At 44.3% G+C, this 20766-nt stretch carries 16 protein-coding genes and 2 pseudogenes; 2 read left to right on the top strand and 16 right to left on the bottom strand.

Features of this window, described 5'->3' with window-relative positions:
- Positions 1–5: 5 nt before the first annotated feature.
- Positions 6–1241 (top strand): cysteine desulfurase-like protein, encoded by a 1236-nt coding sequence (locus PPIS_RS15855; RefSeq protein WP_010374444.1) that lies wholly within the window; start codon positions 6–8, stop codon positions 1239–1241.
- 33 nt (positions 1242–1274) lie between these two features.
- Here PPIS_RS15855 and PPIS_RS15860 read toward each other — a convergent pair whose 3' ends face one another.
- Together PPIS_RS15860 and PPIS_RS25160 are read right to left on the bottom strand one after the other, a co-directional pair.
- On the bottom strand, positions 1275–1736 hold the full coding sequence (locus PPIS_RS15860; protein ID WP_010374445.1) for a cyclic nucleotide-binding domain-containing protein: 462 nt from the start codon (positions 1734–1736) through the stop codon (positions 1275–1277).
- Positions 1737–1896: 160 nt separating this feature from the next.
- On the bottom strand, positions 1897–2073 hold the full coding sequence (locus tag PPIS_RS25160; protein WP_019647418.1) for a hypothetical protein: 177 nt from the start codon (positions 2071–2073) through the stop codon (positions 1897–1899).
- 23 nt (positions 2074–2096) lie between these two features.
- On the opposite strand from PPIS_RS25160, the pseudogene PPIS_RS15865 reads away from it, so the two are divergent.
- Positions 2097–2411: pseudogene (locus tag PPIS_RS15865) on the top strand (aminotransferase class V-fold PLP-dependent enzyme); the annotation flags it as partial.
- A gap of 33 nt (positions 2412–2444) precedes the next feature.
- Here PPIS_RS15865 and PPIS_RS15870 read toward each other — a convergent pair.
- The 14 genes and pseudogenes from PPIS_RS15870 to PPIS_RS15935 form a co-directional block, all read right to left on the bottom strand.
- Complete coding sequence (locus PPIS_RS15870; protein ID WP_010374445.1) at positions 2445–2906, bottom strand: cyclic nucleotide-binding domain-containing protein; 462 nt, start codon at positions 2904–2906, stop codon at positions 2445–2447.
- A gap of 160 nt (positions 2907–3066) precedes the next feature.
- Positions 3067–3243, bottom strand: a complete 177-nt coding sequence (locus PPIS_RS25165) for a hypothetical protein (protein WP_019647418.1) — start codon at positions 3241–3243, stop codon at positions 3067–3069.
- Positions 3244–3559: 316 nt separating this feature from the next.
- Entirely contained in the window at positions 3560–4957 is a 1398-nt protein-coding gene (ntrC, locus tag PPIS_RS15875) for a nitrogen regulation protein NR(I) (protein WP_010374447.1), read from the bottom strand.
- The gene (gene glnL, locus PPIS_RS15880; RefSeq protein ID WP_010374448.1) at positions 4954–6036 is read right to left on the bottom strand and encodes a nitrogen regulation protein NR(II); all 1083 of its coding nucleotides are present in this window, start codon (positions 6034–6036) and stop codon (positions 4954–4956) included. Before glnL ends, ntrC begins: the two co-directional genes overlap by 4 nt.
- Positions 6037–6574: 538 nt before the next feature.
- Positions 6575–7081: a DUF4124 domain-containing protein gene (locus tag PPIS_RS15890; protein WP_026345584.1), complete on the bottom strand. Its 507-nt coding sequence runs from the start codon at positions 7079–7081 to the stop codon at positions 6575–6577.
- A gap of 265 nt (positions 7082–7346) precedes the next feature.
- The gene (gene glnA / locus PPIS_RS15895) at positions 7347–8753 is read right to left on the bottom strand and encodes a glutamate--ammonia ligase (protein ID WP_010374454.1); all 1407 of its coding nucleotides are present in this window, start codon (positions 8751–8753) and stop codon (positions 7347–7349) included.
- A 378-nt stretch (positions 8754–9131) separates the two neighbouring features.
- Positions 9132–9998, bottom strand: a pseudogene (locus tag PPIS_RS15900) (glutamine synthetase beta-grasp domain-containing protein); the annotation flags it as partial.
- Positions 9999–10641: 643 nt separating this feature from the next.
- Entirely contained in the window at positions 10642–13098 is a 2457-nt protein-coding gene (locus tag PPIS_RS15905; protein ID WP_010374455.1) for an ABC transporter permease, read from the bottom strand.
- 26 nt (positions 13099–13124) lie between these two features.
- Positions 13125–13847: an ABC transporter ATP-binding protein gene (locus tag PPIS_RS15910; RefSeq protein ID WP_010374457.1), complete on the bottom strand. Its 723-nt coding sequence runs from the start codon at positions 13845–13847 to the stop codon at positions 13125–13127.
- Positions 13848–13870: 23 nt separating this feature from the next.
- A complete protein-coding gene (locus tag PPIS_RS15915) occupies positions 13871–15121 on the bottom strand; it encodes an efflux RND transporter periplasmic adaptor subunit (RefSeq protein WP_248694169.1) in 1251 nt (416 codons plus the stop codon).
- Between the two features lie 148 nt (positions 15122–15269).
- Positions 15270–16565, bottom strand: a complete 1296-nt coding sequence (locus PPIS_RS15920; protein WP_019647420.1) for a sensor histidine kinase — start codon at positions 16563–16565, stop codon at positions 15270–15272.
- Positions 16552–17913 (bottom strand): sigma-54-dependent transcriptional regulator, encoded by a 1362-nt coding sequence (locus tag PPIS_RS15925; protein WP_010374463.1) that lies wholly within the window; start codon positions 17911–17913, stop codon positions 16552–16554. The genes PPIS_RS15920 and PPIS_RS15925 overlap by 14 nt, the downstream gene beginning before the upstream one ends.
- 42 nt (positions 17914–17955) lie before the next feature.
- Complete coding sequence (locus tag PPIS_RS15930) at positions 17956–18615, bottom strand: FtsX-like permease family protein (RefSeq protein WP_010374467.1); 660 nt, start codon at positions 18613–18615, stop codon at positions 17956–17958.
- A 29-nt stretch (positions 18616–18644) separates the two neighbouring features.
- Positions 18645–20399 carry an ABC transporter permease gene (locus tag PPIS_RS15935; RefSeq protein WP_010374468.1) on the bottom strand — a complete coding sequence of 585 codons (1755 nt, stop codon included), beginning with the start codon at positions 20397–20399 and terminating at the stop codon, positions 18645–18647.
- Between the last annotated feature and the right edge of the window lie 367 nt (positions 20400–20766).

The following is a 20766-nucleotide window of genomic DNA, read 5'->3' on the forward strand; positions in this document are numbered from 1 at the left end:
GTAGTATGGATTTAAATCAAGTGCGTCGTCAGTTCCCTGCGCTTATGCAAAGTATTGGTGGAGCCGCGCCAATTTTCCTTGATGGTCCGGGTGGCTCTCAAGTACCGCAATCCGTATTGAGCGCGATGTCTGCTTACCTTGGTTATTTTAACTCTAACTTAGGTGGTGCATTTTTCTCGAGCGATAAGACCGTCAGTTTGATGAGTGAAGCGCGCCAAGCGGTTGCGGACTTACTCAATGCGCCAAGTGCAGATCAAATTGTATTTGGTGCCAACATGACTAGCTTAACCTTTAGCTTTAGCCGTGCGCTATCTCGCGAATGGCAAGCAGGTGATGAAGTTATTGTGACCAATGCCGATCACTATTCAAACGTTTCTTCATGGCGTCAAGCTGCCGAAGATAAAGGTGCGACGGTACATGCGGTGCGTATTAATGAAACCGATTGCACGCTTGATCTTGCGCATTTTGAATCACTACTAAATGCCAAGACTAAGTTAGTTGCGGTGACGTATGCATCGAATACAACGGGCTCAATCAACGATATCAAACGCATTGTGGAGCTTGCGCACCAAGTTGGTGCATTGGTATATGTTGATGCTGTGCATTATGCACCTCATGAGCTAATCGATGTACAAGGTTTGGATTGCGACTTCCTTGCGTGCTCTGCTTATAAGTTCTTTGGTCCGCATGTGGGCATTGTTTATGGTAAGCGTGAGCATTTAGAAGGTTTTACTCCGTATAAGGTGGAGCCGGCAAAAGACATTATCCCAGGCCGCTGGGAAACTGGTACGCAGAGTTTCGAAGGACTAGCGGGTGTTGTTGCGGCGATTGACTACATTGCTTCACTTAGCGAGATGAGTGTAGATGCACCACGCCGTGAGAAACTGGTTGAGGCGTTTGCACGCACAAAAGCGCATGAGATGCAGCTTAGCCAACACTTTTTAACGCGTTTAGCCGAATTTAAAAAGATTAAACTTTTTGGTATCGAGTCACGTGAGCGACTCGCTGAGCGTACACCAACGTTTGCTTTGACATTTGATGGCATCGAGCCACGTACCGTGTCGGAATTCTTAGGTAAGAAGCACATGTGCGTATGGGATGGTAATTTCTACGCCCAAGGGCTTTGCGAGCAGCTAGGGGTCATGGATAAAGGTGGGGTTGTTCGCATCGGTTGTATGCATTACAACACCATAGAAGAACTAGATAGCTTGTTTGATGCATTTAGTGAGTTGTTAGCATAATACAAAGTGGGAGCTACGGCTCCCACTGCTCATTTAGGTTTCTTGCCCTTCAATAAATGCATTGAGCTTAGCAATGCGATGGCTCATACCTTCAATGAGCTTATCTTTGATTTTTTCCCGGATCACATTGGGCAAGCGTGTTAATGCATCTGGGGTTATCGCCAATATGATGCTGTCTTTTAACGCTTGTGCGCTAGTGCTGCGTTCTCGGTTAGTGATAAATGCACCTTCACCTAAAAACTCTCCAGGACCAACTTTACCTAAATCATGGGCCGCATCTTGTTTAAAAATCAAAAACTCACCGCTTAATACAATATACAGGCGATTGTCTTTTTCAAAGCGTTTGAAAGCATGACGCTCTTGTTGCACCAGATATAAGTGACCAAAAGACTCAAGCAACACCTGGCGCTCGGCAAGCGTAAACTCTTTAAAAAACGCTAAGCGATTGATGATCTCTAGTTGTTTAAACAGTGGGACATTTTCAAGCAGTTTCACAGGCTTACATAAGTTAGTACATTGTCTTTATTAAATAGTGGCGACTTTTTTTGATTAGAGCAATGATTTTTTATTGTCGCTTACACCAATCTACTCGATTATGTCGCCAACTATTTATGTGGATTGGTATATAACGATAAGCGACATGAGTTAAATCATTCTAGCAAGTGGGATCGTACGGCGAAGTAGGGCATGTCATCCCCTGATAGCTGATACAGCCTTTATTGTGTGGTGAGGTAACATCATAACCACCAGCTGCTTGCGGTGTAAGCTCATTTGCTAGCTTCTTGCTGTTAGATAGGTGTTTTAGTGGTTTTTTATTCAATGTAATTTTCATAGCGATTCCTTTACAAAATGTAAGTTAGCCAACACTTTTTAACGCGTTTAGCCGAATTTAAAAAGATTAAACTTTTTGGTATCGAGTCACGTGAGCGACTCGCTGAGCGTACACCAACGTTTGCTTTGACATTTGATGGCATCGAGCCACGTACCGTGTCGGAATTCTTAGGTAAGAAGCACATGTGCGTATGGGATGGTAATTTCTACGCCCAAGGGCTTTGCGAGCAGCTAGGGGTCATGGATAAAGGTGGGGTTGTTCGCATCGGTTGTATGCATTACAACACCATAGAAGAACTAGATAGCTTGTTTGATGCATTTAGTGAGTTGTTAGCATAATACAAAGTGGGAGCTACGGCTCCCACTGCTCATTTAGGTTTCTTGCCCTTCAATAAATGCATTGAGCTTAGCAATGCGATGGCTCATACCTTCAATGAGCTTATCTTTGATTTTTTCCCGGATCACATTGGGCAAGCGTGTTAATGCATCTGGGGTTATCGCCAATATGATGCTGTCTTTTAACGCTTGTGCGCTAGTGCTGCGTTCTCGGTTAGTGATAAATGCACCTTCACCTAAAAACTCTCCAGGACCAACTTTACCTAAATCATGGGCCGCATCTTGTTTAAAAATCAAAAACTCACCGCTTAATACAATATACAGGCGATTGTCTTTTTCAAAGCGTTTGAAAGCATGACGCTCTTGTTGCACCAGATATAAGTGACCAAAAGACTCAAGCAACACCTGGCGCTCGGCAAGCGTAAACTCTTTAAAAAACGCTAAGCGATTGATGATCTCTAGTTGTTTAAACAGTGGGACATTTTCAAGCAGTTTCACAGGCTTACATAAGTTAGTACATTGTCTTTATTAAATAGTGGCGACTTTTTTTGATTAGAGCAATGATTTTTTATTGTCGCTTACACCAATCTACTCGATTATGTCGCCAACTATTTATGTGGATTGGTATATAACGATAAGCGACATGAGTTAAATCATTCTAGCAAGTGGGATCGTACGGCGAAGTAGGGCATGTCATCCCCTGATAGCTGATACAGCCTTTATTGTGTGGTGAGGTAACATCATAACCACCAGCTGCTTGCGGTGTAAGCTCATTTGCTAGCTTCTTGCTGTTAGATAGGTGTTTTAGTGGTTTTTTATTCAATGTAATTTTCATAGCGATTCCTTTACAAAATGTAAGTTATACCAGTTGTATTAAGTAAATGATCTATCTTGAAGCGGGAAAATAGCTTTAGTAGCAAGGCAAAAATTTTGCTATTTAGTTGTTCTAAATGAGAAATTTTTAACGAAGCTAATATGCTATTTCACCCTTCAAATTGATTAGAGAATTAATTCAATTGGTATTATGCCGAGTAACAAGATACGGCATAGTCCAAGCTACTGGTTATTTGTGTGATTTTCAATCAGATATTATTCATTTTGGGAACTGGAGTAGTGGGGGAAAAGCTGAGTCATAATACTCAGCTTGTCGTCTAATCTTGAATATTTCTCTCTTTTAGCTTTCTGGTCAACGTATTGCGTCCCCAACCTATCTTTAACGCCGCATCTTGTTTATGGCCATGGCAGGCGTTGAGTGCGGATTTGATCAGCCGTGTTTCTAATTGTGCCTGTACATCGGGCCAAATATGGTCTTTTCCTTTACGTAACTCTGAGTCTAACCAAGTTTGGAATGCGTCCAGCCAATTGCCATGCTCTAAGGCGTCAATCTGTTGTGGCTTTTCTAGCTCTTCGGGCAGATCCGCAGGGGTGACAAGTTCACCCGGGGCCATTACCGTTAACCAACGGCAGGTGTTTTCCAATTGCCTAACGTTGCCAGGCCAATGATACGCCTGCATTTTTTGCAGAGCATGTTTGGAGATGATTTTTGGCTCGGCTTTTAGCTCTTTGGCGCTTTTTGCAAGAAAGTGATCGCACAGGGCGGCGATATCTTCAGGGCGTTCACGTAAGGCTGGTAGTTTTAACCTGACGACATTGAGGCGGTGAAATAAGTCTTCACGGAATTTACCTTGCTTGACCAGTGTCTCTAAGTCTTGATGGGTAGCCGCGACGATACGGACATCGACCTTCACGCTGTTGTGTCCACCAACCCGATAAAACTCACCATCGGCGAGTACGCGCAATAGCCGAGTTTGTACGTCCAGTGGCATATCACCGATTTCATCTAAAAATAAGGTGCCACCGTCGGCTTGCTCAAAGCGGCCACGGCGCATGCTGTCAGCGCCAGTAAAAGCGCCTTTTTCATGGCCGAACAACTCAGACTCGACGAGATCTTTGGGGATGGCGGCCATATTGAGCGCGATAAAAGAAGCCTCTTTGCGCGGGCTGTGATTGTGCAGTGCGCCTGCTACAAGCTCTTTACCCGTACCAGATTCGCCGTTAATCAATACACTCATGCTTGAAGCGGAAAGTTTACCGATGGCGCGGAACACTTCCTGCATCGCTGGGGCTTCACCAATAATGTCGGGGCTATTGGCTTTTTCACTTTGGCGCTTTTGCTTTTTAGTTTGCTGGCCTGCACGAAATGCACGTTGCACAAGGGAAACGGCCTCGTTTAAGTCGAAAGGTTTGGCGAGATATTCAAACGCCCCTTTTTTAAATGCGTTGACCGCAGAGTCCAAGTCCGAGTGCGCGGTCATAATGATCACCGGCAAGTTTGGGTAGAGCCCTGCAATTTTATCTAACAAGGCCATGCCATCGATACCTGGCATACGTACATCTGAGATCAGCACCGCGGGTTGCTCATATTCAAGCGCGGTCAATACATCTTGACCACTGGCGAAGCTCTCGGTTTCAAACTCAGCTCGCTTTAATGCCTTTTCTAAAACAAATCGGATTGAAGCGTCATCATCGACTAACCAAACTGATTTCATTGCACGTTTCCTGTTTCGGTGTTGTCAAAGGGAAGGTAGATACTGAACTCAGTGTGTCCTGGCCAACTATCGCATTCGATAAATCCTTGGTGTTGCTCTACCAAAGTTTGCGCGATAGAGAGCCCAAGTCCAGAGCCTCCTTCTTTATTCGTGATCATCGGAAAGAACAATGTCTCTTTTACCTCATCGGCGATCCCTGGACCGTTGTCGCTGATACGGATGAGTAATGCTTTTTTCAATAGTCGCTCACCATGATGAAGACGGTGTTTAATGCGCGTTGTTATGGTGATCGTACCGTCATGCTGTAGCGCTTGTTGAGCATTGCGTAGCATATTCAGCAGAACTTGCTGAATTTTGGCTTGATCTATCACAATGGCCGGAATACTGGGATCATAATCTTTTACCAAGGTGATATCGGCATCGCGCTCCAAGGTGGTTAACTTTATCACCGACTCTAACGCCTGATGGATATTACACGGCTCTTTTTGTGGTAACTGATTGGGTCCAAGTAATCTATCTACCAACTCGCGCAATCTATCTGCTTGCTCAATAATGAGCGTGGCACATTCTTCCCGTTCTTGTTGATCAGTTTCGTACTGCAATAATTGCGCCGCACCGCGGATCCCACCAAGTGGATTTTTTATTTCATGGGCAAGACCGCGAATGAGGTTTCGAGCTGCCTGAAATTGGTGCATTTGATTGGATGCTTGGTCATAACGCAGGGCATCATCAACACGGCGACATTCCACTAAAATATACGCCTTTTCTGCAAGGTAAACTCGTCTGGCATGCAGACTTAGTGTCGCAACACGATTATCTACGAATACCACGTCTACCCTGTGTTGCTGGCAGTCTACGCCATCTTGTAGCACGTATTTAGAGAGCCGTGGCAGGTCTATATGATGATGATTAAACACACTATCAATTGCCAGTCCAACAAGCCGTTTAGTGCTGAGTCCCAGTAGTTCACTACTGCTGTAATTGGCATAGTGGATCATTAAATTTTGATCGAGCACTAAAATCGCGGTTGAGAGAGATTGCCAAACTTTATCCAAGTCAATCGAGTTATGTTGATCCATATATGTTCACCGTGCACCAATGTGGTGCAATGAGAATAGCATAGCTTTGCATCCATTGAAGTAAATTATTACCTAAGCTCAGAAACTAGGGGTTTTCGAACTCGTATCCTAAACTTGTTATTAATAAAGCATGCCAACTTTAAGGTCTTAGTGCTTTGTGTCAAAAAATACATCTAGCTCGTGTCTGTGGGGGGAGCCTTTTTGTCACGTTCTGCATGAGCGGGTGTGACTTTCAAAGCGCTAAGTATGTTACCGAACAGGGTGACTGCTTTCCTCCTCAAGCTGCGAGTGTACATCGAGCTACGAATGGCGAGAAAGCCACCCTTACAGGTGTGATGCGGGTCGTCCAACCTAACTGGCGAGATAAATATTTATTGCGAACAAAGGCCGAGGTCTACTATCAAGTTCAGGTTGGTGAGCAAAGGTTGTGGATTGAACACAATGACATGTCGAATTTGGCTTCCTCAATACCAGAGGAAATGAGCACAGTATGTTTGCAACTACTGGTTGAAAGTCAGTGTAGGTAAGCAATATTGCTTTAATTATTCACGGTATTGCGGTGCAAAAAGAACTTATGAGCATCGCTTTGGGCGACTAACATACCTTTTTGATTAAACACTTTCATAACCACAGAATGTTCGCCGCGATCAATGCCACGCAAAGCAAACTGAGTATTCGTTTGCTTTGGCCCTGTGGCTGTTCCATTGAGAAAGAGTTGCACGCTTAAACCTTGGGTAAATCTAGGCTCAATGGTGCCCGTCACATATACGCTGCCACTATTATCACGGATTGTTTGCTCATGCGCTGGGGAAGTGATTTTAGCTGTATATTGAATCGTTGGTGTTGTATCCGTTTGCTCGAGAATTTTAGTATCAACACTTGGCATGGTTAAGGCGCTGGCATTGAGTTTGACTTCTTTCGAGCCAGGTTGCGGTACATCCGAATAGACCCAATGGCCGTTTTTGTCTTTCCAGCGATAGATTTTTGGATTGGACTCTGCTGCAGCATCAATGCTTGTTAGGGCTAGCGTCATGCTAACCGACATTATAAGAAACCACTGACGCACCACAAATCTCCAGAGCAAACTACTGTTCATACTGTAGTATAGCGCAGTTGGAATTGCGAGTTGCAAATGAATAATTCCCATAATGACAACATAAAGGCGACTTTCTTTAAGCTTTGAATTGCATCAAAAAAGCCCGTAACAACGGGCTTGAGAACACATATGATTAAGAGTGCCAGAAACGCATAATGAGTTTTGGCTCTACAAGCTCAATACGGCAGTATTGAGCGTAGTAGTCGGTTAGCGATTAAACGCTGTAGTACATTTCGAACTCAACTGGGTGAGTTGTCATGTTTAATTTTTCAACTTCTTTCGACTTAAGTGTGATATATGCATCGATTAGGTCGTCAGTGAATACGCCACCTTGAGTTAAGAACTCACGGTCAGCATCTAGAGAAGCAAGCGCTTCATCAAGTGATGCTGCAACAGTTGGGATTTCTGCTGCTTCTTCCGCTGGTAGGTCGTATAAATCTTTATCCATTGCATCACCAGGGTGGATCTTGTTGCGGATACCGTCAAGACCAGCCATCAGCTGGGCTGCGAAAGCTAGGTATGGGTTAGCCGCAGGATCTGGGAAGCGTACTTCGATACGACGGCCTTTCTCTGATGGGATCACAGGGATACGGATTGATGCTGAGCGGTTACGTGCTGAGTATGCAAGCATAACTGGCGCTTCAAACCCTGGTACTAGACGCTTGTAAGAGTTTGTTGCTGGGTTAGTGAATGCATTGATTGCTTTAGCATGCTTAATGATACCACCAATGTAGTAAAGCGCTTCTTCAGATAGACCGCCGTACTTGTCGCCTGCGAAGATGTTCTTGCCGTCTTTAGCAAGTGATTGGTGGCAGTGCATGCCTGAACCATTATCACCAACGATTGGCTTAGGCATAAAGGTTGCTGTCTTACCGTATAGGTGAGCCATGTTGTGGATAACGTACTTCATCTCTTGGATTTCGTCTGCTTTAGTCACCATCGTATTAAAGCGAGTCGCAATCTCATTTTGACCAGCAGTTGCTACTTCGTGGTGGTGCGCTTCAACAACGTGGCCCATTTCTTCAAGTACTAAACAAGTAGCTGCACGCCAATCATTAGACGAGTCTACCGGTGCTACTGGGAAGTAACCACCTTTTACGCCAGGGCGGTGACCTGTGTTGCCGCCTTCGTAGTGCTTGTCTGAGTTCCAAGCTGCTTCTTCAGCATCGATTTTGTACATAGAGCCAGACATGTCAGTTTTAAATTTAACATCGTCAAACAAGAAGAACTCTGGCTCTGGACCAAATAATACGGTGTCTGCAATACCTGTTGAACGCATGAACTCTTCAGCGCGTTTAGCTACTGAACGTGGGTCACGCTCGTAACCTTGGTGTGTGTTTGGTTCAACCACGTCACAACGAACGATAAGCGTTGTTTCTTCTGCGAATGGGTCTAGCTTTGCACTTTCTGCATCAGGCATAAGTACCATGTCAGATTCGTTGATGCCTTTCCAACCAGCGATAGATGAGCCATCAAACATTTTGCCGTCTTCAAAGAAGTCTTCATCGGCTTGATGATGTGGGATCGATACGTGTTGTTCTTTACCTTTTGTATCTGTGAAACGTAAATCAACAAATTTTACGTCGTGCTCTTTAATAAAATCTAAAACCGATTGTGACATGTGTCCTCCGACTCGTTGGGTTATTTTTTGCTGCAATGTACTGCAATTGCACACAGATAAGCTTGATCTGTGCCATGTTTTTAAGTTTTTGATAAGTATTGATTTTTAACTTTTGGGAAATTTAGGGATTAGCTTGTTGCACTAACTTGGTGCGTAAATGTTTCATTATGGTGCGCAATGTTGGTGCAAGCGATTCCCTGTGATAGTCACTTTATCTTCGAGTAAGTGTTTGGAGTATTGGTATAGATTATGAAGTGCAACAAAGCAAAAATTAATTTAATGCGATAGCTGGGATCAGGGGTCGTGTTTTAATAAAAAAGCAAGGCGCCTTGAGGGAGACGCCATGCCTTCAGGGAGTTGACTTTATCGAAGCTCAGGACCGCCGTACTTGTCGCCTGCGAAGATGTTCTTGCCGTCTTTAGCAAGTGATTGGTGGCAGTGCATGCCTGAACCATTATCACCAACGATTGGCTTAGGCATAAAGGTTGCTGTCTTACCGTATAGGTGAGCCATGTTGTGGATAACGTACTTCATCTCTTGGATTTCGTCTGCTTTAGTCACCATCGTATTAAAGCGAGTCGCAATCTCATTTTGACCAGCAGTTGCTACTTCGTGGTGGTGCGCTTCAACAACGTGGCCCATTTCTTCAAGTACTAAACAAGTAGCTGCACGCCAATCATTAGACGAGTCTACCGGTGCTACTGGGAAGTAACCACCTTTTACGCCAGGGCGGTGACCTGTGTTGCCGCCTTCGTAGTGCTTGTCTGAGTTCCAAGCTGCTTCTTCAGCATCGATTTTGTACATAGAGCCAGACATGTCAGTTTTAAATTTAACATCGTCAAACAAGAAGAACTCTGGCTCTGGACCAAATAATACGGTGTCTGCAATACCTGTTGAACGCATGAACTCTTCAGCGCGTTTAGCTACTGAACGTGGGTCACGCTCGTAACCTTGGTGTGTGTTTGGTTCAACCACGTCACAACGAACGATAAGCGTTGTTTCTTCTGCGAATGGGTCTAGCTTTGCACTTTCTGCATCAGGCATAAGTACCATGTCAGATTCGTTGATGCCTTTCCAACCAGCGATAGATGAGCCATCAAACATTTTGCCGTCTTCAAAGAAGTCTTCATCGGCTTGATGATGTGGGATCGATACGTGTTGTTCTTTACCTTTTGTATCTGTGAAACGTAAATCAACAAATTTTACGTCGTGCTCTTTAATAAAATCTAAAACCGATTGTGACATGTGTCCTCCGACTCGTTGGGTTATTTTTTGCTGCAATGTACTGCAATTGCACACAGATAAGCTTGATCTGTGCCATGTTTTTAAGTTTTTGATAAGTATTGATTTTTAACTTTTGGGAAATTTAGGGATTAGCTTGTTGCACTAACTTGGTGCGTAAATGTTTCATTATGGTGCGCAATGTTGGTGCAAGCGATTCCCTGTGATAGTCACTTTATCTTCGAGTAAGTGTTTGGAGTATTGGTATAGATTATGAAGTGCAACAAAGCAAAAATTAATTTAATGCGATAGCTGGGATCAGGGGTCGTGTTTTAATAAAAAAGCAAGGCGCCTTGAGGGAGACGCCATGCCTTCAGGGAGTTGACTTTATCGAAGCTCAGGCTAGGGCCTGTTGATCTTTGCTGTTTGATTTTTGTTCTCCTGAGTGTGTTTTGGTCGCGACGCTCGACTTGCCGCCTAGTAATCTAGGCAAAAGTTGAGCAACAATGAACAAAGCGCACTCAGGTGAACCCAAAGGGCAGCGCTTGATTAGCATTTCTACTGTGTTATCGCCTGACTCACATAGAATAACTATGCTACGCAGGCTCTGCCTTGTACAAATACCAATCAAACTGCTGCAAAAACAAAATTGAAAGGTAAACAGGCCCTAGTTACTTCTCAGCGAGTATAACGCGGGCTTAGTAATAACCCCGCTGGCGGCTAATACAGTTGTTGCAGCGGTAATTCCGATGATAAGCGACAGTGGTAATACGAATCCAAGCAGGGAGACACTAAACATGACCTCCGAGTTTGCCAGCCATGCCATCGCTGCAACGGTTGCAAATGTCGCACATCCAAGAGCCGTAAAGATAACTTTAGTATTTTCTCCTAGTAATCCAAGTACAATACTTTTTGGCGACGCACCAATTGCCATACGCACTCCGAGTTCATAGCGACGCATAGAAACACCGTAATTGAGTACGCCATATATGCCAATTAGTGCGATAAGTAAGGTGATGGTTGCCAGAGATAGCGCAGCCCAACCTGCAACTTGGTGAATTGCGAGCGAGTTAGATAGCTGTTGAGACAAAGGTTGAATTTCAGCAACGCGCCAGCGTTTAGATATTTGCGCCATGGTCTGGTTTATGGATTGGGGAAGTATCTGCTGCCCTGTGTGCGTTTGAATAATAAACGCTGGTGTATAGGCTGACAGTCTGTCCACAGCCCACATGCGAGCGGTATCAGGCTTATCTGGAATGGCTAAATTTTCACTAATACCTATGATTTCATACTGAACATGACGACGGCCATTGAGCCAATAAAAGCGTTTACCTATAGCGTCTCCTTGTGGCGCAAGTTGTTCTGCAAAGGCTTGATTAACAATAAGCACAGCTGATTGGCTATTCACTTCTTCAGTGGTGAAATTGCGGCCTTGTAGCAGACTAATCTCCATCAGTGGCAGGTAAGATTCATCAACGATGTTACCAGACACTGAATACTGCGTCTGGAATCCTGAATCAGTTGCAAGAAAGGTACTGAGTCCAAATTCAATCGGTGTGCCAGTAGTTAAGCTGACCGCTTTGAATTGTGGGTTTTGTTTGAGCGCAGCGGTAACATCTAGTAATTGTTGTCTGCGCTCGGCATAAAATGCATCTCTTTGTTCACGGGCTGGACGTTGCTCTACAAGTTGGTTGAGTTCAACCTCATAGCGTTCAGAGGTTGAGAAATTAGGTGATTGGTTGAGTAATCCCCATGCATTGATAAAAGTTTGCGAGCAAGCGAGTAATAATAGGCTGGCTAGAAATAGTTGGCTAAAAATTAAGGCTTTTCGGGTTTCTGTTTTGATTTGGATCCCGGTGCCTTTTCCGCTGCTTTGAAGTTGGCTATTGAGTTGCTTAAAGTTAATGCGTTTGCTCACAAGCCATGCACCGAGCGATGCCAATAACACGGCAAGAATTAAGCACAAGGCAACCGTGATGAAATTTGTGCTGAGGTTGAGTACGCCAGGTAGGCTATCTGCAGCCACCAGCCTAAGTAAGTAGTAGCATAATTCACTCACCGCGAAGGAAAGTATTGCGGCGCAGCTTGTGAGGATTAAGAGCTCGATAAATATGCCCCGAGATAAGTGGCCGCGTCCAGCGCCAAGTGCAGCTTTGATAGCCATATCACGTTGCTGATTTACCGCTCTGGCTAGAATAAGGTTAGCAATGTTGGCACAAGCAATGAGTAGCAGGCAAAGTGCGCCTAACAGTAGCCAAATAGTTTTGCTGGCACTATCACCGTGGATTTTTTCTCGCAGCGGTAACAGCTCCAACGTAATGGTCATATCATCAAAAAAAGAAGAGCTGGCTGTTTGGGTTTTAAAACGGCTATTGTAATGCGTGGATAACTGGTGGTTGATAGTGGGAATGTCTACCGCCCCCGCTTTTTTAATCAACACGTGTCGATTAGGACCTGTGATCCCCCAGTGCTGAGCATCGCGGCGTTGGAATGAATAATAATCCCAAGGTAACCATACGTCAGTCAGACGACCCGGAGTAAGCATTTCAGGTTCGCGATTTTGCTCTGATAGCACACCAATGATTTTAAAGTTCACTTGGTCTATTTGAATCGATTGACCGACGATATCGGCTGCTTGACCATAATATTTTTGCCAAGCTTGATAGGACAATACCGCGACTGGCTGCATTGAATGAAGGCCTTCGTCTGCGCTCGGTCCACGACCTAAGTGAAAAGTAAATCCTAGCATCGGCATAAATTCAGGGGTTGTGTAAGTAGTATTGACTTGCGGCGTTTCAACTTTACTTCTAATCACCTCTTCGGAATAGCCAAATAGGGCGGTTTGTGACTCCGGCGTTTTTTCATTTTCATAGAGCTCAAGCAGCATAGGTATCGGAGTGAAATCATCAAACTCCACTCTATCCTTGATATAGTGCACTGCTTTTGAAACGTAAAGCTGCTCAGCATTGGGGTAAGGCAACGACGCAGAGAGAATAGTAAAGTTTAAATTAAACATCGCCACGAGCGTACCTAGTGTGAGTGCTAGCGTAGAGATAATCGTGATGGTAAATACCTTTACTTTACTCAGAGAGTACAGACTGGCACTCATGTCTTTGACAAGCATATTACTTTCCTCGTTTCCATCATGGACTAAAACGTGTCAACGACTGCGTTGGCGTTAGCGTGTGATTGAGGGGCCAGTATTTTGCCATCTAGAAGGTGTAGTTTGCGTGTCGCCATATCGGCATATCTAGGGTCGTGCGTCACCATACATAATGTCGTCCCTTCTAGGTTTAGCGTTTTCAACATGTCCATAACGGCATCACCATTTTTTGAGTCAAGGTTACCTGTAGGTTCGTCAACAAGCAGTAATGCGGGGTTGCCGACGAGTGCGCGGGCAATAGCAATCCTTTGTTGTTGACCACCTGAAAGCTGGTTTGGGCGATGTTTTGCGCGGTGTGCCATATCTACTTTTGTCAGACAGCTCATTACTGCGTGATCAATATCGGCATTACTCATCGGGGTTTTACGATAACGCAATGGCAGCGCGATATTATCGTAGACTGTCAGCTCATCAATTAAGTTGAATGACTGAAAGATAAAGCCAATTTTTTCGTTTCGAATATGTGCAGCCGCCGCTAAAGTTAATTGGCTAACCTCAAGATTTTCAATTTTATAGCTACCATCTGTTGGCATGTCTAACAGACCAAGAATTGACAGCAGGGTAGATTTACCACATCCAGAAGGGCCACAAATTGACACGAAATCACCCTTATATATTTCCAAGTCAATCCCACGCAATGCATGAGTTTCCATTTCTTCGGTACTAAAAACTTTGGTGATCCCTGACATGGTTAAAATAGTTTCTTTCATAATCGTATCCTAATGATGATTTATTATTGAATGATCCGTACTTGTTTAGCGTTTTTATAAGTACTTGTATCAGAGAGTATAATTTGCTGATTTGGGGTGACACCGCTTTCAATTTGCAAGAATTTGCCTGCATCAATACCAAATGACACTATCTGAGGGGTTGCGATGTCATTGTCTAACACAAAGAGCGTTTGCTGGCTGTGTGATTGAGTGTTACTTGGACGCTCAACATACAGTGCGTTCTTCAGCTGATGTGTACTAATTTGCGCATCTACGTTAAGTTCTGGACGCGCAGAATCAGGAACGCCATTGACAAAAGTGAGCTCAACTTCAATGGTGCCCTCTTGTACTTGCGGGCTGATCCTTGTGACTTTTGCTGGCACTTGTTCGCGGCGTGTATTGACCATAGCAAATTGACCTACCTGAATTTGTTCTGCTTTAGACTGAGATACTCTGACCAGCGCTTGAAGGTCGTTGGTACTGCCAACTTGAGCAAGTTCTTGGCCGGCCACAACACTTTGTCCAAGTTCAACTGCGAGCCGTTGCAACACGCCTTCTGTACCTGCTCGGACTGTTAGTTTCGCTTCTCTTTCTTTTAACCGGGCGAAAAGAGACTGAGCTTGGTTGATCAGTTCTTGCGAGATGGTTAAATCTTCCGAATGTAATAGCTTTAGCTGCTCTATACGTTGTTGTTGGAGCTGTACTCTTTCTGACAGCTGCTGCTCTTCAAGCTCTGCGGTTTTTACATCAATGGCGGGAACAACTCCTTGGTCTCTGAGGGTTTGCTGAGCTTCTCGGCGCATGACTAGCGATTGATGCTCACTGGTAAGTTCGGCAAGGGTGGCGACTTCCATTAATAACTCTCGCTGGTTTGCGAGTTTTTGTCTGCGAAAGTTTGCTTGTTGACGGTTTAGCTCCATTTCAGCACTTTCTAATTGCTGCAAGAGATCAGGGTCTTGCATCTTCAAAATGATGGTATCAGGCTGAACTTCACCACCGGGGCGTACTAATATTTCATAGACGGTGGCAGGATCTTGGGTGGTGATCAGTTTTTGTTTATTAGAGCGAAGCACACCATAGCCGTCAACGCTAACATCTAAATCACCTTGCTTAACTTGTCCAACAATGATGGCTTGTCTTGGTAATTTGAACTCGTCCGATGTTGAGAATAGCTTAAGGCTAAGCCAAGCGAATATCAGCACTAGGGGGATTGCGATTACAAGTCCTAGCTTATGTAGCGGCTTCGCTTGTTTTTGTTTTATTACGTCCATCATCAGTTACCTTGCTTTAATCGGTTAACCAATGAGAGCAAACGATATGCCAAATTTTATCCTTTTGTTTTTATTGGTATTTAATGTTTTTTTTTACCGAAAGGTCCGATAGTGGACGTGAGAATTCAAAAACTGGACTGAGCATATTGGGTCAGTTTAGTGGCACAGGAAAGGCGAGTTGGCAAATCGCTCCCTGTTTAACCTGACGATTGGTTAGGCTAATGGAGCCAGACATTTGCTCGACAAAATAGCGGCTAAGGTATAGGCCAATACCTTCCCCCGTTTGTTTGGTGGAGTAAAATGGTACAAATAAGTTGTCGTGGTTGGCAACGCCGGTACCTTCATCAAGCACCTCCAAGATAGCAATATTGTCTTTGGTATATAGCTTCAGTGTAATCACAGAGCCCGCGGGGCTCGCTTCTATGGCGTTCTTGATGATATTGATTAGCACTTGATTAAATAAGGTCGGATCAACATGGAAGTAGACCGGAGAAAGTTCAATTTGCCACGCTACATCGGTGAAAAGGCCTTGAACGGTTTTGCTTACTTCTAACCCCGACAGACGTTTTATCTCTACTTTTATTGGTTGGTTGAGCTGGCTGTACTTATGGATAAAATCCTGCAAATGGAAGCACCGCTCAAGTACGATATTAAATGCTTCGTGATCCCTTGGGTCTTTTGCGCGAGTTTGTAGGCGTTCCAGTATGGCGGACACTGGGGTGAGGGAATTTCTTATTTCATGGCTAATCACTCGGATCAAGCGTTGCCAAGCTTGAAGCTCCTGATCGCGCAGTGCTTGCTGAATATCGATACAGACGACAAGATGATATGACTGACTCTGCTGAGTAAAGGTGCTGTGTCTAACTTGCCAGCGCTTGTTGTTCTGTATATCGATAAAATGCCACTGTGGAGAAGGAGTTAACCCTATCGCCTCTGGGTGGCTATATCGTAGGGTTTGCCATGGCCTTTGAAATAGTTGAAAGCAGGCGTCATTGCCAAAGCACAGTTGCATACGTTGGTCGAAAATAAGCATCGGGGTATTTAACACACTGATCAGTTCAGCAACGAGGAAAGATTGCATATCTTCATCGGTTTTTTCACTTTGTAGCATATCGGAGAGCGCATTCAGCTGATTGTGCAGCTGGGCGACAACGCCCGAAGAAAATGTCGATTTGGCTTTTAGGCTAAAGTCGCGCTTAAGCCACGCTTCGGCTTGGTAACCACAGCGTTCAAACGATAGCTTACAGCGATTGTAAAGCTGTTTTAGTAATAATCCTTGGCAGGCAATCAGGCCAACGATTAAGAGTAAGGTAGGTAGAGGCATGGAAATAGGTATGCGAATCCCCATTTGCCAACTGACGACACACACTCCCGCAATTTCAATGGCGATGAGTAGCAAAAACTTACCTACGAAATAGCGCGCCAAGGGTTCTTTAAATAAGTGCATATTTTTCAAGGCGTCGGTAGAGTGATTGCTTAGTGATCCCCAGTAACTCAGCAGCTTGTTGTTTGTTTCCTGCCGTATTAGTCAAAGCTTGAGTAATCAGTTGTTGTTCTGCTTGCTCCAATGTGATGAGTGGCAGCGACATGGAATTATTCGCACTTGGCTGTGAAGGCGTGCTCATATGTAAGTGCTCGGGGCCGATTTCACCCGTTTGTGTTAGTAGCACGGCGCGTTCGAGCAAGTGCCCAAGTTCTCTGGTATTACCTGGCCAATCGTAAAGTTTTAGCTGATTTAGCGCTGTGGGTGTAAGCCAACATTGTGTTTTTCCATACCGCTGACCATGGGTTTTGATAAAGTGCTCCGCTAATAATTCAATGTCTTCAGGACGTGTTCGCAAGGGGGGGATTTCGATTGTAAAGGTATTGATGCGGTAGAAAAGATCTTGGCGAAATTCTGCTTGAGCGATTAACTGCTCTAATTTTGCATTCGTTGCACTGATGAGCCTCACGTCAGCGACTTCAGTGACGCTTGAGCCGACTGCTTCATATTCTCGAGACTCTAGCACCCGCAGCAACTTACTTTGTTGTGCAAGCGGGAGAGTGCCGATTTCATCCAAAAATAAGGTACCAAGATCCGCTAATTTAAACCGTCCTGCACGGTCTGATTTGGCGTCAGTAAATGCGCCTTTGGTATGACCAAAAAGCTCACTCTCAAACAGTTGCTCAGGGATGGTTGCCATGTTAACGGAAATAAATGGCTGCGCTGCACGCAGCGAGTGTTGATGTATCCACTGGGCTATTAAGCTTTTGCCAACTCCATTCTCTCCGGTTAACAGAATATTGGCATCCGTGGGAGCCATGACTTCTAATTGCGTCATCAGGTGTTGCATGGCTTTGCTGCGCCATAACACAGGTTTAGCATCTCCAGCGAGCGCATGCTGAAAAGATTGGCTTTTATTTTTTAGTTTATTGAGTTGTAACTGGCCTCTAATAACTTGTTCAAAGCGCTGGTTTTTCCATGGCTTTTCGAGAAAATCTGCCGCGCCCAGTTGCATGGCTTGAACTACAAGCTCAGTATGTGACCATGCCGTCATAGCGACAATAGGGGTGGTATTGCCAAGTTGCTGTTGCTGTCGTAGAAACCTGAGTCCCTCTTGCCCCGATGTAGAGTCTAACTCAAAGTTCATATCGAGTAGGATCAAGCTAGGCTGGTGCTGTTCAAGAAGGCTGAGTGCTTGCACTGGATTTTCGACTTCTTCGACGGCTAGACCTAAATCTTCCAATACAAATCGCGCAGCTAATCTTACTTCTCTGTTGTCTTCTATTAGCAATATTTGTGGTTTAGCACTCACAGTAAGCTTCCTTGATTTATTATTATCATCCCAGTCACTACATTACCCTCCGCGAAGTGCATTTAATGCGGGGCGGGCAATAATATTTCTTGAAGATAGTAGCGTAACACCTGTGACTAAGGTGATAACAGTGGCTAGTGAAATTAACCAGTGGATAGCGCTATCTATTGTAATAGGTACAAGCGTGTCTTGAAGTATCGAAATACTCAATAACACCAAGATAGAAGCGCACGCTGCTGCAATAACGGGGCGCAAATTATCTTGTAATACCAGTTTAAATACGGCAACCGGTGTTGCACCAACTGACATTCTCACGCCTAACTCAAACCGACGTAACGCTACGCTGTACTTACATACACCGTAAATACCAAGTGCCGCAAGCGCAAGTGCAAATATCGATAGCATCAAAGTGAACATGCTAATGACACGAGCTTGCTGTAAGTGCGTAGCTAAAAGCATGGTCGTGGACTGAAAGTTATAGACGCGCATTTGCGGGTGGATACCTGTGAGTGCCTGATTTATTTCCGCTCGACTAATTGCGGCATGTGCTTGAGTTTCAATTAACACAAAGGGGTAACCAGTTGGCACTGAGGGGATAAAAACCCTTGCAATATTAGATTGTTTGGGAAGATAAATATCCTCTACAACACCAATCACCTCAACGCTTTGTTGGCCATTTCGGGGATATAGTTTAGCGCCCAATACTTGTCCTTGCTGGCGTAATTGCGCAGCTAGGGTTTGATTGACAATGACAACGGGGCATTATTAATGGCTTCTTCATGAGTAAAAGCCCTACCGTCGATAAGTTTTGCCCCAAAGGTGTCAAAGTATGGCCAAGTACCAGCTGTACTTTGATATTCAAACGTGTTTTTTTCTATACCCGGTTCAAATTGCATTTGACGATTTGAAAAGCCCGGCAGCCAATAGGAAAAAGGGGGATAGCCGCCAATGCCTACTTTGGTTACCTGCGGTAACTTTGCTAACGAGTCAACGGCAGATAAAAGCAGTTGTGAACGCTCCTCGCGGCTCATCTGCTGTAGCAAAGTACCTAAGTTTAGTGCTACTTGATAGGTATTGTGTTCTCGTATCCCTGTATCACGCTGCAAGTTTTGCCAGCTTGTTTGGAATATCCCAAGACAAATAGTGAGCAGTGACAGGCAAACAAATAATTGGAATGATATTAATAAAGTGCGGGTCATCGCGGAAATCTGAACGCCAGTGCCTTTACCACTGCTTTGCAGCTGTTGAATAATATGACGGTAGTTAAGTTGACGGCTTACTATCCAAGAAAGTAATAAACATAATAAGGTACTGACGGTAAAGGCGAAAGCAATAGTATGCGCTTCGAGTTGTAGCTCTTGTAACCGAGCGAGCGGGCCGACAATCCCTGATTTTAGTAGCCCTATGATCCCCTCAGCGATTAAAAGCGATAATGCTGCTGCGCTGATAAATAACAGCCCCAACTCTATCGTAATGTGAAAAAATAGATGATTAGGCTTGGCACCTAAGGCAGCCTGAACGGCAAAGCTTTTTTGTTGCTCGGCGGCACGAGAAAGCACTAAATTACAAATATTACTTAATGCGATTAATAGTAATACTGTGCTTCCGAGTAGCATCATTATACTCACTTGTGATGCTTCACCAATAATGCGCGTTTTTATCGGTACAAATTCGAGTTGTACTTTACTATTAGCGAAAGTTTGCTCGCCTGCGGTTTGTTGTTGTAGTTGTTCATTAAGCCAGTTTTCGAGAGAAAGCTTTGCGCGACGTGCATGTTGCACATCATGCAACTTTAGCAATTGATATGTCTGGATATTATTCCTTTGCCATGTTGGCGTTGGAGAATCATTATAGTCATAACTGATCCATACATCGGTGTGCCAGTTAGGTGTGGATAATATCGGTTCAATGAATCGCTCGTCGGTGACGCCAACAATTTTGAAACTCACCCCCTTAAATACCAATGTTTGGTCTAAAACGTTTGTATTTCCGCCGAAATAACGTTGCCACACTTGGTACGAAACGATCGCGACAGGTTGTTGGCTATCCATCCCTTCATCTACTGAAAAGTACCGTCCCAGTGCCAGTGGTACATTGAGTATCGACATAAACTCAGGGGTGATCGCGCCAGTATTAAATGTTGGGCTGCTCGGTAAACTTTGTTCAACATCAATACTGATATTCTGAATGGCCATCACTTCGATATCGGAAAATTGTGCTTGCTTGTCATACGCCTCTATACTGCCTGCATGAGGAATAAAATTGCGTTGCTTCACTTCATTATTGTCATCTACTAACGCGCCACGCATTAATACCAAGCGTTCTGCATCTGGGTATGGGAGCGGAGCTGCGAGCAATTGGTAGTTTAGGTTATACATTGCCACTAGCGCACCGAGTGTCAGCGCTAGGGTAATTGTTATTGTTAGGGTGTAACTGATATGGCAGCGAAGTTTTTGCCAGGCCATTTTAAGTGAATGCGTTACCATATTTACTCCAAATCCGCTCACATTGTGTATTGGTATGTTGTGATAGTTATTCTCCTCTATAGGGAAATAGCAACGCCTATGCCAAACTTACCTTATTGATATTAATAATATTTGTATTTCATTTACAAGTGTTCAGTCCATAATCGGACGATAAAAGACCATAAATGGACTCTAGCTGCATAAGACCGTGCAGAAGCCACACTGGGTGTTGATTTATGCGCGCACCGCTCAGGATTATTGAAAAAAATGTTGGATAAACTTTCATCTGTCACATTAATAGTAGATAATACGCGACCTTTAATTCTCAATCGGGCAATCTCAACGCGCATTTTTGCGTAGATCGACTAGGATCACTGAGGGCCAACTT

This window comes from Pseudoalteromonas piscicida, from assembly GCF_000238315.3.
Lineage (GTDB): Bacteria > Pseudomonadota > Gammaproteobacteria > Enterobacterales > Alteromonadaceae > Pseudoalteromonas > Pseudoalteromonas piscicida.